Consider the following 13,036-nt stretch of genomic DNA (forward strand, 5'->3'; position numbering starts at 1 on the left):
CCAAGTTCCGGGTCAAAGTCGCGTGACCTCAGAAAAAGCGAGCTTGCCGAGACTTCCGTCGCTGCGGAGCCCGGTCGATATCCTGTTCCTGTTCTGCTGCATCGTGCTGACGGCCGACGTCCTGGTGCCGGAAATCTGGGGCACGCTCGGCAAGACCAAGGACTATCCGCTCTGGTATTGGGCCGGCCAGCAGGTGCTGCAGGGCAAGCCTCTCTATCCGAACGATCCCAACGCGATTTTCGATTTCATCTATCCGCCGTTGTCGGCGGTGCTGCTGGCGATCCCCGCCTGGTTCGGCAAGATCCCGCTTTACATCTGCCTGTCGCTCCTCAATGCGGCGGCGTGGTGGATGACGGCCCAGCTTTCTCACGCCATGGCAGGATCGGGCAGGGTGCCCGGGCAATGGCTGTATTTCTTCTCCGGCTTCGTCACCATTGGCTTCGTGTTCGACATGTTCGATCTCGGTCAGCCCAATCTCGTGCTGCTGGCGATGATGATGTACGGCTTTTGGACGCTGCAGCATCAGCGGCCATGGATGGCGGGAAGCATGTTTGCGCTCGCCACCGCGCTCAAGGTGTTCCCGATCGCGGTGCTTCCCTATCTCGTCTGGCGGCGGCAATGGACGTCGCTCGCAAGCATGCTGGTTTTTCTCCTCGTGTTCCTGTTCGTGGTGCCGGCGCCGGTGCGCGGCTTCCAGCACAATATCGCGGAGCTGAAGACCTGGTATCAGGGCATGGTCGGGTCGAGCTCGGAGAAGGGCTTTGGCCAGCGTGACGAGCAGAACTGGTCGTGGGTCAATCAATCGATCATTGCGGTGACACACCGCTTGACGCGTCCGATCAATTACAACCAGGACGATCCTGGCAAGCCCGTCCGCACCATGAACGTGGTCGATATCTCGTTCAAGGCGGCGAACCTGGTGGTGCTCGCGGTCTCGGTCTTGATCGGGCTTGGCTTCATCGCGGTGATGCCGCCGGCGTCGCGGCGGACCGAACGATCGGATGCGGAAGAACTGGGCATCCTGTTTTGCCTGATGACCGTCGCATCCCCCTTGGCTCGGCAATATTACTTCATGTGGCTGTTCTTCCCGATCACGATCCTGATGCATCGCGGCGCCTATGATCCGAGGCCCAGGGTCCGGCTGTGGAGCTGGCTGACGCTTGCGCTGGCGGGCGCGCTGATGTTCCTGTCGTTCCCGATTTTCCCAAAGGATTTGCAGGCCTATGGCAATAATCTCGCGGCGACTGCCGTGATCGCCGCAGGCCTGGTCTGGCATATCCTGCACCCGCTGAAGAAGGAGGCGGCTGGCTCGAAGGCGCAAGCGGCGCTAAAACCGAAGCCGGACGGCAGCTAGGCAAAGGAACAAGAGATGTCCAACGCGTCGCAGCTCAACTCAGTCCTCGATCGCATCGATGCCGATTTCGACAACAGTCTTGAACGGCTGTTTGCACTGTTGCGGATCAAATCGATTTCGGCCGACCCGGCCTTTGCGGAGGACTGCAAGAGGGCGGCCGAGCATCTCGCCAAGGACATCGCGAGCATCGGCTTTGCCACCGAGGTGCGGCCGACCGCCGGCCATCCGGCGATCGTGGGCAAGAGCAGCAATGGCGGCGGCAGCTCGCGCCCGCATGTGCTGTTCTACGGCCATTACGACGTGCAGCCGGTCGATCCGCTCGAGCTCTGGCACCGGCCGCCTTTCGAGCCGGTCGTGACCGACCACGCCGACGGGCGCAAGATCATCGTCGCGCGCGGCGCCGAGGACGACAAGGGCCAGCTCATGACCTTCGTCGAGGCCTGCCGGGCCTGGAAATCGGTGACCGGCTCGTTGCCGGTCGGCATCACCGTCTTGATCGAAGGTGAAGAGGAGGTCGGCTCGAAGAACTTCGTGCCGTTCCTGGAAGCCAATAAGGACGAGCTGAAAGCCGATTTTGCGCTGGTCTGCGACACCGGCATGTGGGACCCGAACACGCCGGCCATCACCACCTCGCTGCGCGGGCTGCTTTACGAGGAGGTCAAGATCAAGGCCGCCAATCGCGACTTGCATTCAGGCGTGTTCGGCGGCGGCGCGCAGAATCCGATCCGGGTGCTGACCCGCATTCTCGGCTCCTTGTTCGACGATGACGGCCGCATCACCATCCCCGGCTTCTATGACGGCGTGAAGGACCTGCCGCCCGATATCCTCGAGCAATGGAAGAAACTCAACCTGACGCCGGAGACCTTCCTCAAGCCGATCGGGCTGTCGATTCCCGCCGGCGAAAAGGGCCGCCTGTTGATCGAGCAGATCTCGTCGCGTCCGACCTGCGACGTCAACGGCATCGTCGGCGGCTATATCGGCGAGGGTTCGAAAACCGTGATCCCTGCGCAGGCCTCCGCCAAAGTCTCGTTCCGTCTGGTGGAAGGGCAGGAGCCGGCAAAGATCCGCAAAGCCTTCCGCGACTACGTGACCGCGCGCGTGCCCAAGGATTGCAAGGTCGAGTTCGGAGATCATTCCGCAGCGCCGGCGATCGCGCTTGACTGGAACATGAAGCCGCTTGCCGCCGCCAAAAAAGCGCTGACCGACGAGTGGGGCAAGGAGGCGCAACTGATCGGCTCCGGCGCCTCGATACCGATCGTCGCCGATTTCAAGAGGACGCTCGGCCTCGACTCGCTCCTGGTCGGTTTCGGCCTCGACGACGACAACATCCATTCCCCGAACGAGAAATACGACCTGAAGAGCTTCCACAAGGGCATCCGCTCCTGGGCGCGCATTCTCGCGGCATTGGCGGAGATGCCGCGGACGTAACGTAGTCGTAGGTGGGCAAAGGCGCGTAGCACCGTGCCCACCAGCTTTGGTGCAGTCCCGTGAGAAATGGTGGGCACGCTTCCGCCTTTCGTTCTTCGAGCTCCGGCGGACAAGTCGCCTTTGCCCTACAATCCGGCCGAACGCAAAAACGCCGTCCGGGATTGGGCGGCGTTTCATTCCAAAGACGTGTAGAGGGTGTATGGGCGATGCTTACCGCATCTTCGCGGATTCGTCCATCACATCTTCAGGCGGGGCTCGATTCAACCGGATAGGGGCCGTCGCTGAAGACGCGGTCGTGGTAGCCCTTGCTGCCCACCGCGCGCGCCAGCGGGCTGAAGATATCGCCGTCTTGCGCGAGGCGCGTCATGAGCGAGCGAAAGTCGTGGCGTGGCTGCCAGCCGAGCTCGGTGCGCGCCTTCTCGTTGACGTAGACCCGATCGATGCCGGCAATCATGCGCCAGCCCCGGCGGGCATATTCCCGCTCATAGCCCGGCACATGGCGGCGGACCACGTCTGGCGCCTGATGGCGCAGCTCTATGACGTCGTCGCGCGAGAACGGCGTGGTGGCGCTGATGATGTATTTGGCGAAACCGACCCTTGGCGCCCGGCCGGCGGCCAAAAGATGTGCCTCGACCACATCTTCGATGTCGACACGACGGTAGAGGAACTCGTTGGCCTTGGCATTGGTGTCGGAAAAGGCGGCGCGCACGGCGGCGTTGTCATCCTCTTCCGGAAAAAAGCGCGACGTGCGCAGCACGATGATCCGCAGTGAATGATTGCGGGCGAAGAGCTGGCACAGGTCCTCGGCGGCCGCCTTGGTCACGCCATAGATGTTCTTGGGCACCGGGGTGACGTCCTCGGTGATCCAGGCCGCCGGTTCGTCTGCCGGCGGTACCAGCGCATCGCCGAACACGCTGGTGGTCGACGTGTAGATGAAGGCCCCGACCTTCGCGCCGGCTGCTTCCTCCAGCAGGCTCAGGGTGCCGGTGATGTTGACGTCGACAAAGTCCTGTCGGCGATGCGTCGCCACGTGCGGCTTGTGCAGGGTCGCCGCATGCAGCACCGTCGTGACGCCCTTCATGCAGCGGCGGACGAAGTCACGGTCCGTGATCGAGCCGACCTCGTGCGTGAAAGCGCCCGCGCGGATATCGATGCCGAGCACCTCGCGCCCCTGCGCCTGCAGGGTGCGCACCAATGCTTCGCCGAGATGGCCGGAACTGCCGGTCACCATGAAAGTCACCTCTCCAACCTTTCGTGCTGTCGGCCTGCTCGCGGCCTCTCAAGTCCTGTAGCTCGGGTCGATGCGGTCGAGCTTGCGCAGCAAGGGCGGCCAGACCAGCTTGGTCGCGCGCAATTCGGCACGGTCGCGGCTCGATACAAGCTCTGTATTTTTGTCGATCGCCGCCTGGTCCACCGGATAGGTCGGCCCCAGGATGCGGGTGCGCACCTGCATCGAGCAGGCACGCTCCAAGTGGTACATACGTTCGAAGGCGGACGCCACGGAGCGTCCGACCGTCAGCGTGCCGTGATTACGGAGCAGCATGTGATTCTTGTCGCCGAGATCGCGCTGCAGCCGCGGCCGCTCGTCGTGATCGAGCGCGATGCCTTCATAGTCGTGATAGGCGAGATCGTGCGTGACGAGCTGCGCCGTCTGGTTTAGCGGCAACAATCCTTCCGCGCAGCTTGAGACGGCCGTCCCGTCCACTGTGTGCAGATGGAGCACGCAAATGGCATCCTCGCGCACCTCGTGGATCGCCGAGTGAATGGTGAAGCCGGCCGGGTTGATGCTGTAGTCGCTCTTGCTGAGCTGGTTGCCGTGAAGATCGACCTTCACCAGGCTCGATGCCGTGATCTCCTCGAACAGCAGGCCATAGGGGTTGATGAGGAAATGATGCTCGGGTCCGGGTACGCGGGCCGAGATGTGGGTGTCGACCAGATCGTCCCAGCCGAACAGCGCAACCAGCCGATAGCACGCCGCGAGATTAATCCGCTGGTTCCATTCGGCTTCCGTCATATCCGACGGCACTTCTTTCAGGCGCGCTTCCGCTGGCGACATCTTCCTCTCCTTCGAGTCCTTCGAGCCCTGCTTCTCTCGCAGCAGCGTAATGCTGCGAACTTGTCGCAGCAAGCCGGCGGTTGCGCGCAGCAGTCATGCTCGGGAAAGCCCGCAAAGCGCGGGGGCTTACGGCGGCGGGATCGACAGCAGCGTGGCGATGCTGCGGCCGCGGATGTCATAGACCCGCGCATAAACCACGTCGTCGCGCTTGATCTCCACCATGACGGGTGCGTTCAGGCCCTTGCAGTAGAACTCGCCGAGCGTCATGGCGAAATCAGCAGCTTGGCTGCGCCAGTCGATGGTGAAGTCGGGACCTAGCGCCACCTGGGCCGGGCGCTGCGGCCCGCACACCGCCATTCTCCACTTCCGTCCCGCCGGTGGCGTCTCATGCTTCTCCTCAAGCTGCTGGCGCAGCTCTTCGGAGGCCTGCTTGAAGGCGAGGCCCCAATAATCGAGCATGAAGCGGCTGTCGGCGTCGCGGACCGTGCCGGCGATGTAGTTGAAATGGGTGTACTGATAGGGGTGCAGCCGGATCATCTCGCCGAGCGGCAGCAACAGGCCGAAGCAGAACGCGGCAACCAGCACGGGTTGCCAGCTCCGGCGATTTTCTCCGAGCCACTTCATCAACCAGCCGAACGCGACGCCGCCGAGCACCGTCATCGGCGGGATCACGAACACGAAATGCCGGATGCCGTTATAGAGCGCCGGGCGTTTCACCATCGCGATCGCGATCGGCAGCGTCGCCGCCAAGGTCAGCATCAACAGGATGGTCTTGCGCCGCGCCGCGATGTCACGCCGCGTCAGCATGACGCAGGTGCCGATCACTCCGCCGATCGAGAGCGCGAGCAGCACCTCGGGCATCTGCAGCGCGAACAGGGTCGGCAAATAGGACCACGGCATGTCGGGCACGGAGACCAGCGCGCCATCGAACATCTCCTTCCAGGGCCTCTCGAAGAAATGCGAGAAGTAGGTCAGCGCCAGGAAGGGATTTCCGGGCTCGATGATCGACCAGGGCCAGATCAGGCCCATGACGAGGTAGCCGAGCACGAGGCCAGGGACCAGCAGATAGACCACGTGGAAGAAGCGGCGGCCGGCCGCGAGTCCCCCTTGGGTGCGGAATTCCTCGACGACTAGCGGCAGGAAACCGATCAGGGCGTAGACGAGGGCGAGACCGCCGAGGATGCGCGAACCGATGGACAGGCCCGCACCGAGGCCTACGATCAGGATGGTTCGGGGCGAGGGCGAGGGATATTCCTCGGCCAGACGCACGAGCCCCATCATCAGAATCACCATCGCCACCGCGAAGGGCGCATCCTTGGGGTTCATGAACATGTGCCCGTAGTAGATGGGGCAGAGCGCGAGCAGGAGCAGCGCCGCAAGTCCGGCGAGCGGGCCGCCGATACGGCGCGCGAGCCGCCAGGTCACGGCAAGGCCGATCACGCCGACGAGGGCGCCCAGCAGGCGGCGGGTCTCGAACAGTTCGAGCGGAATGACCTTGTGCAGCAGGGCGGCCGCCATGTCGAAACCGCCGCCATACATATAGAGGTTGGCGAAAGACAGCGCGCCCGTGTCCTTGAAGCCGGAACCGTACATGCGCAGCAGGAGGTCGGCATATTCAGCATGGGTGTAGTCATCCCAGCCCAGCCCATAGTCGCGGAACGTGAGCGCGGCGATCAAGCCGACCGCGGCCAGCACGAGCAACGCGAGATCGTCGCAAGTCCGCTCCATCGAGCGCCGCCAGGGCGTGTCGATGGCGGAAGTTGTGATGGAAGACATGATGATTGGTAACCCGGCGTCCCCATTGGCCCAGATCGCACCTTGGGCCTCAATTCCCGGGCACCCATATAGCGCAGTCCCGGGGTTAAGTAATTGGCGATCGTGACTAATTTTCCCTGCGATGCAGCAAACGCAAATCTTTGATAGGCTTGGCGATGACTAATCGTCCGAAGCTGAAGGGAGTGTGAATAAGCTCCTGATCGCCTTTCTTTTTCGGAACCGACGCGACAATTGGCGGTTGGCCCTGGGAACCATATGACGGTATCGTGGCGGGACGGTGCCGCGCCGGATCAAAGGGCGCGACCGGGGGAATAATTCGATGATGATCGCTCTTTTGATCGCCGGAATCGGCGCCATCCTGGCCGGATTGGTGGCGGTCGTCTACGGGCTGCTGCTCGAACTCAGTTTCGGCAATACGCTGATTTTGGCCGGAGCTGTGGCCGTTTGCAGCGGGATCATCGTGCTCGCCCAGGCGGTCGTGGTGCGGGAATTGAGGAACATTGCCGGCCGGCTCGGTCCCCGCATGGCGGAGGAAGCGCGTCCCCGGCCGGCGCTGGCGTCAGCCGCCGCGCCAGCCGTCCCTGAGGCGGGCGAGGAGGGATTTCAGTTCCCCCGCGATCGAGGCGCACCCGCGGCGGCGGAGCCCGCCCCAAGCCTCTCCGTGGCCACGCCGCCGTGGCGCGAGCAGGGTCCCCTGCGCGACCGGGCGCGCCAGGAAGCTCCGGTCCCTCCGCCTGAGGAAGCCGAACCGGCGCCGCCGCGTCGGCGCAACCTGTTGTTTTCATCGACGGTGAGAAAGGATCGCGAGCGCGAGTCCGCGGCACCTCCGCCGCCCCCGTCGGAGGCGAGCGAGGCGGCTCCGCCAAATTTCGGAACAGCCTGGCCGAGGGCGGAACGTCCGCGGGGCTTCGAACCGGTGCCGCGGCGACCCGGCCGCGTGCCTCCCGCGCCTGCGGAACCCGCTCCGGAGACGGCCGAAGCCGCGCGTTCGGCCGAGCCGCCAGGGAGCGAAGAGCAGCCGGCGGTGACGGTGATCAAGTCGGGGGTCGTCGACGGCATGGCCTATTCACTCTATTCCGACGGCTCCATCGAGGCGCAGATGCCGGAGGGCATGATGCGCTTCGCATCGATCGACGAGTTGCGCGCGCATCTCGATCAGCGTTCGTGAATAGTCTGGCCTGTACTTCGGTTTAGGGCGATTCTGATGAATTGAGCTCAGTTGTTGTTGTCGAGCTCCAGTATTCCGCGCATATTCGCCAGATCAAAACCAATCCAACAGCGTATTGACGCTCGCGGGAACACCGCCTGGTCGCGAGATCGCGCGACCGGAGGTTCCAAGAGGTATCACCTCATGACAGATGCCGCCGGCAAGAGCTTTATCGACCTGACCGCAAACATCGTCTCGGCCTATCTCAGCAACAATCCGACGCCGGCCACCGAAATCCCGAACCTGATCAGCCAGGTTCATGCGGCCTTGCTGCGCGTGTCCAGCGGCCGGAGCGAAGCGCCGCCCGAACCGGCCAGGCCTGCGGTTGCGGTGAAGAAATCGATCCACCCCGACTATCTGGTCTGTCTGGAGGACGGCAAGCGGTTCAAGTCGCTCAGGCGGCATCTGCGCACGCAGTACAACATGACGCCGGAACAATACCGCGACAAATGGGGCCTGCCGCCGGACTATCCGATGGTGGCGCCGAACTATGCCGTGGCCCGCTCGCAGCTCGCCAAGAAAATGGGCTTGGGCCAGCAGCGGCGTCGGGAGCGGAAGTAAGCTGATCCTCCGTCGTCCCGGCGAAGGCCGGATCAGGATCACGGCGCTCAATGAGCGAGCCAGCAGCCAACCCGCGCGTCATGGCTGGGCTTGTCCCGGCCATCGACGTTGCCACCCGTGGTACGTACGAAGGACGTGGATGCCCGGGACAAGCCCGGGGCACGGCGGAGGAGGGTGACCCGCGCCGATTCCGGCGGGGCGTACGCTGTTCGCCGGGATGACAGGCTAGGCCGTGGCCAGCGCTGTGCGCGCGTCGTTGCGGATGCGCTCGACCATCGAGCGTAAGCCGTTGGAACGCTGCGGCGTCAAATGCTCGCGGAAACCGAACTCGTCGAAAATCTCGATCGCATCCGTTGCAAGAATCTCGTGCGGCTTGCGTCCCGAATACAGCGTCAGCAGAATTGCGACCAGGCCGCGCACGATGTGGGCGTCGCTGTCGCCGCGATACTTCAGCACAACGTCGTCGCCGTCGCGCTCGAGCTTCTTTGACAGCCAGACCTGGCTGACGCAGCCCTGCACCTTGTTCTCGGGCGAATGTTCGGCTTCCGGCAGCGGCTCCAGCGTGCGGCCGAGCTCGATGACGTACCGGTAGCGGTCGTCCCAATCCTCCAGCAGCGCAAAATTGTCCCTGATGTCGTCGATCGTCATGGCAGCCTGCGTTGATCCCTCAAGGCCCTATATAGGGTCGCGCAGCGCCGAAAGCGACATGTCCTTTCGGATTCGGGGTTCCCGCAGGCGGCGTCAGGGTACCCCGCGCCATTCCAGCGCGAGATCGTCCGCCGTCAATGTGTCGCGCGAGGCGCTTTCCGGCATGGCCGGATTCGGATCGCCATCGCCGCCGATCGAGCCGGTGTGGTCGGGCGCCTTTTTGTCGACGCCCTTGTCGGCACCGGATTTCTTGTCCTCGGGTTTCTGGTCCTTGTCGGTGATGGACTGGTAGATCTTGCGCGCGCCCTCGCTTGCCCGCGCGCCGATCACGGTCGCGGCCTGGCCGCCGACTTCGCACGCCTGCGGCTGGCGCTTGCAGAACTGGCTCATGTCCGAGACGGCAGCGGTCGCCGCGTGCACGGCGTCGGACACGCTGAGCTGCGGCAGCTTCTCCGATTCGGGCGTTTTTTCCCGCGGCAGCAGCACGAGCACGAGCCCGAGCCAGAATGCCAAGCGCAGCAGAAAAAACATGTCGCGACCCCGTTCCGTCCTAACGAAGGTCCCGTTACGCTTTGCGGCCTCTCAAGGCCTGTTGCGGTTGACCTCGCAATCAGCGCGGACCTTGCAGGTTTCGATAAACCGCAACTGATTGCGTTGAGCTTAATTCGAGCGGTATTTGCGCAAAAATGGATCCGTTCGCGGATCGCCGTAAACTTTCGGTTGCTGCGATTCGTTCAAAGCGAGCGAATATGCGACGCGTCCACCATTTCGAAACCATAAGTCGGCGCCTTCGGAAACCTGTCGTTCACCATCTGCGTCGAATGCGCCGCATAGGGACGAGCGAAAAAGCCGCCAATGGACGTTGTTTGGCTGCGAGCCGGCGTGCGCTTAGCGTTCGTTTAATTTCACTCTGACACGGTGGCGCGGCGAAGGGGGCGTTCCGGCGCGTTTGACCGACGTACCAGCCGAGGGCGCGAGTGCCGTGACTGTTTTGAAGATTATCCGCGACTGCCTCGATGCGCTGCTGCACCCATCGGCGCGCTACGATGCGTTGACCCGTGCACGCCATCGCGCCTTCATCGCGCCGCGGCTGCTCGGCAGCCTGGCCGCCTTCGCGGCATTTCCGCTTTACCTCGTGCTGCGCGGCGCGCCCAGCGCGCTCGAAGTCGTTGCCTTTGCCTGGCTGATCGCGCCCATCCTCTTGTCGTGGTTCTTGTCGCGCACCGGCCGTTACGAGAGCGCGCATGTGCTGTCGTCCTTGGCGCTCGCCTGTCTTGTGACGGCGGTCGCTATCACCACCGGCGGCATCTCCTCCTTTGCAGCGATCTGGCTCGTGGTGGTGCCGCTCGAAGCGGCGATGTCGGCGTCGCGCCGCGTGGTTGCATTCGCCGCAGCGTTGGGGCTGTCCTGCGCGGCCTTGCTGATTGCGCTCGGCCATTTCGACCTGTTGCCGCACATCGACGCCGGCGCGCCGAAGCAGGGCGGCCTGGTGGCCTTCGGCGTGGCCTCCGCCACCCTTTACGCCGCGGGCCTTGCGTTCAGCGCGGAGTCGCTCGCGCGCACCAGCGTGGAGCTGCTGTCGCAAGAGGAGGAACGCTATCGGCTGCTGGCGCTCAATATGAGCGATGTGATCTCGCGCCACCGCCGCAACGGCGCCGTGCAGTTCATTTCGCCCGCCGCGGAAATGATGCTGGGCACGCCGGCCGCGCAACTGCTCGGGCATGGCCTGTTCGACCGCGTCCATGTCGCGGATCGTCCGGCCTATCTGACGGCGCTCTCCGAGGCGGCGCGCGGCAGCGAGGCGGGCAGCGTCGAATTCCGTCTGAAACGCGATGTGGCACGCGCCGGCGCGCATGGCCCGGACAGTCCGGTCGATTTCGTCTGGGTCGAGATGCGCTGCCGGCCGCTCGGCGGATCCGGCTCTGTGACCGACACCGGTGAGGCCGAGGTGGTCGCGGTGATGCGCGACATCACCGAGCGCAAGATGCAGGAGCAGGCGCTTGATCTCGCGCGCAGCGCAGCCGAAGCCGCGGATGCCGCCAAGACGCGTTTCCTCGCCACCATGAGCCATGAGCTGCGCACGCCGCTGAACGCGATCATCGGCTTCTCCGAAATGATCGCCAAGGAAGACGCCCTGATGCTGGATGCGGCGCGCCGCAAGGAGTATGCCCAGCTCATCAACGATTCGGGCCAGCATCTGTTGTCGGTGGTGAACGGCATCCTCGACATGTCCAAAATGGAAACCGGCAATTTCGAGATCTCGCCGGAACCGTTCGCGCCGCGCGCGGCACTGATCAATTGCTGCAATTTGCTCGCGCTGAAGGCGCGCGAGAACGGTGTCGATCTCATCGCCAACGCGCCGCAGGATTTGCCTGCCATCACCGGCGATCCGCGCGCGTTCAAGCAGATCGTCCTCAACCTCGTGTCCAATGCGATCAAGTTTACCGAGCGCGGCGGCAGGGTGACCGTGGGCGGGGAGGTGGAGGGATCGCGCCTGTTGCTGCGCGTGACCGACACCGGCGTCGGCATCGCGGCCGACGATCTCAAGCGAATCGGCGATCCCTTCTTCCAGGCCGGCAAGACCTATCAGCGCCGTCACGAAGGGACCGGTCTCGGGCTTTCCATCGTCAAGAGCCTGGTGGCGTTGCACGCCGGCGAGTTGACGGTGCAGAGCAAGGTCGACGAGGGAACCACAGTTGTAGTGGCCTTGCCGCTTGTCTTCGAGAAGCCGCAAGCCGCTAGCAATATCACCATGCTGACGCCGGCCTCGCGGCCGGCGCTGGAGGACCAGATAGTTCAGGTGAAGAAAAGTGCCTAGGAAGAAAAGTGGCGACGACGAGACGCCGCGCCGCCGTCGTGGCGCGGCCGCGGCCGCGGCTGAGCCCGAGCGCAGCCTTTGGCTGCGGATTCTGCTCTACAGTCCGAAGGACATGGTCGCGGGGCTAATTGCCTTTGCCGCCTGCAGCGCCATCGTCACTAATGCGTTGTTCCTGCAAAGCGGACCGCATCCCGCGCCGATGTTCGGTTCCGTCGTGACGCCGCCTTCCGCTTTCGCCGTTAATCCGATGCCGCGCCCGCGTCCCGCGGAGGCCGATGCGATCGCGCAGGATTCGAAGGCCGCCGAGCCGAAGCTTGGCGAATCCAGGCTGTTCGATCCGAAGCCTGAGCCGAGAGCTGTCGAATCGAGAGCCGCCGAACCAAAAGCCGTCGAACCGCAACCGGCCGAATCAAGGCCGGTCGAACGGCGATCCGCCGACCAGAGGTCGAGTGACCCGTTGGCCAATCTGGTGAAGGCCACGACCCAGGCGTCGCCGCCCCCCACGAATGTCTTGCGGCCGCCGGCGCCGATTCCGGTCCCGATCACCGGCGCCCGCCGCGTCGCGGCCGTGCAGCGTGTGCTCACCGAATATGGCTACGGGCAGTTGAAGCCGACCGGTACCGTTGGGCCGGACACCAGAGTAGCGATCGAAAAGTTCGAGCGCGAGCGCAGACTGCCGGTGACCGGACAGGTATCGGAGCGCTTGGTGCGCGAACTGGCCGCCGTCACCGGCCATGCGGTCGAGTAGTTGGTTGCGGCTCTAGACTGGAGCGCGATGAGATCAATCCTCATCGCGCGTCTCGAGTTTTTGTTTGAGCGTGAGCCTTTCGGAAAGACCGCTGCACACTTTTCCGGGTCATGCTCTAGTTCTACTGCGTCACAAATTGCTGCGCCGTTTGGATTTCGTGATCGGGGCAGTACAGCATGGGCATCGCGGCAGCGTCTGAACAAGAGCTGTGATAAGCCGCCGGCGAAGAGTCGCGATCGAGTTCGGAATGTGCCGTTCCGGCCTCAGAGGCGGAGCCTCTGGGTCGGTAACCGCTGGATACGGCAAGCTTCGGGCGTATCCNGGTGGAACCAACTGTTGAGGGGGGAATCGTCGTCCGCTCGCAAATCAGGAATCCGTAGGCCGCAATGCACAGCGTGGCGTGGTGATGGAAGCCGCGCCATCCGCGGCCCTCGAAATGC

The 13,036-nt window shown here is 63.9% G+C and carries 11 protein-coding genes and 1 pseudogene; 6 read left to right on the forward strand and 6 right to left on the reverse strand.

Features of this window, described 5'->3' with window-relative positions; all coding sequences use genetic code 11:
• Nucleotides 1-43: 43 nt before the first annotated feature.
• Complete coding sequence (locus F758_RS0116160; RefSeq protein ID WP_245286510.1) at nucleotides 44-1,354, forward strand: glycosyltransferase family 87 protein; 1,311 nt, start codon at nucleotides 44-46, stop codon at nucleotides 1,352-1,354.
• 15 nt (nucleotides 1,355-1,369) lie between these two features.
• The gene (locus F758_RS0116165; RefSeq protein ID WP_024508833.1) at nucleotides 1,370-2,782 is read left to right on the forward strand and encodes a M20/M25/M40 family metallo-hydrolase; all 1,413 of its coding nucleotides are present in this window, start codon (nucleotides 1,370-1,372) and stop codon (nucleotides 2,780-2,782) included.
• Nucleotides 2,783-3,026: 244 nt separating this feature from the next.
• Here F758_RS0116165 and F758_RS0116175 read toward each other — a convergent pair whose 3' ends face one another.
• From F758_RS0116175 to F758_RS0116185, 3 genes are all read right to left on the reverse strand, one after another.
• Entirely contained in the window at nucleotides 3,027-4,022 is a 996-nt protein-coding gene (locus tag F758_RS0116175) for an NAD-dependent epimerase/dehydratase family protein (RefSeq protein ID WP_024508834.1), read from the reverse strand.
• 39 nt (nucleotides 4,023-4,061) lie between these two features.
• On the reverse strand, nucleotides 4,062-4,838 hold the full coding sequence (locus F758_RS0116180) for a class II aldolase/adducin family protein (protein ID WP_024508835.1): 777 nt from the start codon (nucleotides 4,836-4,838) through the stop codon (nucleotides 4,062-4,064).
• A 126-nt stretch (nucleotides 4,839-4,964) separates the two neighbouring features.
• Nucleotides 4,965-6,614, reverse strand: a complete 1,650-nt coding sequence (locus F758_RS0116185; RefSeq protein WP_024508836.1) for a glycosyltransferase family 39 protein — start codon at nucleotides 6,612-6,614, stop codon at nucleotides 4,965-4,967.
• Nucleotides 6,615-6,933: 319 nt separating this feature from the next.
• On the opposite strand from F758_RS0116185, the gene F758_RS0116190 reads away from it, so the two are divergent.
• Both F758_RS0116190 and F758_RS0116195 read left to right on the forward strand, forming a co-directional pair.
• The gene (locus tag F758_RS0116190; RefSeq protein ID WP_024508837.1) at nucleotides 6,934-7,782 is read left to right on the forward strand and encodes a hypothetical protein; all 849 of its coding nucleotides are present in this window, start codon (nucleotides 6,934-6,936) and stop codon (nucleotides 7,780-7,782) included.
• A gap of 183 nt (nucleotides 7,783-7,965) precedes the next feature.
• Nucleotides 7,966-8,382 (forward strand): Ros/MucR family transcriptional regulator, encoded by a 417-nt coding sequence (locus F758_RS0116195; protein ID WP_024508838.1) that lies wholly within the window; start codon nucleotides 7,966-7,968, stop codon nucleotides 8,380-8,382.
• A gap of 225 nt (nucleotides 8,383-8,607) precedes the next feature.
• Here the strand turns inward: F758_RS0116195 and F758_RS0116200 are convergent, their stop codons facing one another.
• Together F758_RS0116200 and F758_RS0116205 are read right to left on the reverse strand one after the other, a co-directional pair.
• Nucleotides 8,608-9,030 carry a SufE family protein gene (locus F758_RS0116200; protein WP_024508839.1) on the reverse strand — a complete coding sequence of 141 codons (423 nt, stop codon included), beginning with the start codon at nucleotides 9,028-9,030 and terminating at the stop codon, nucleotides 8,608-8,610.
• Nucleotides 9,031-9,123: 93 nt separating this feature from the next.
• The gene (locus F758_RS0116205) at nucleotides 9,124-9,561 is read right to left on the reverse strand and encodes a DUF5330 domain-containing protein (protein ID WP_024508840.1); all 438 of its coding nucleotides are present in this window, start codon (nucleotides 9,559-9,561) and stop codon (nucleotides 9,124-9,126) included.
• A gap of 451 nt (nucleotides 9,562-10,012) precedes the next feature.
• Between F758_RS0116205 and F758_RS0116210 the strand changes: the two genes are divergently transcribed.
• Nucleotides 10,013-11,848: a sensor histidine kinase gene (locus F758_RS0116210; protein ID WP_024508841.1), complete on the forward strand. Its 1,836-nt coding sequence runs from the start codon at nucleotides 10,013-10,015 to the stop codon at nucleotides 11,846-11,848.
• Complete coding sequence (locus F758_RS0116215) at nucleotides 11,841-12,596, forward strand: peptidoglycan-binding domain-containing protein (RefSeq protein ID WP_024508842.1); 756 nt, start codon at nucleotides 11,841-11,843, stop codon at nucleotides 12,594-12,596. Before F758_RS0116210 ends, F758_RS0116215 begins: the two co-directional genes overlap by 8 nt.
• A 121-nt stretch (nucleotides 12,597-12,717) precedes the next feature.
• Here the strand turns inward: F758_RS0116215 and F758_RS53290 are convergent.
• Nucleotides 12,718-13,036 (reverse strand): annotated as a pseudogene (locus tag F758_RS53290) (IS701 family transposase); the annotation flags it as partial.

Origin of the sequence: Bradyrhizobium sp. ARR65, from assembly GCF_000472385.1 — a bacterium.
Lineage (GTDB): Bacteria > Pseudomonadota > Alphaproteobacteria > Rhizobiales > Xanthobacteraceae > Bradyrhizobium.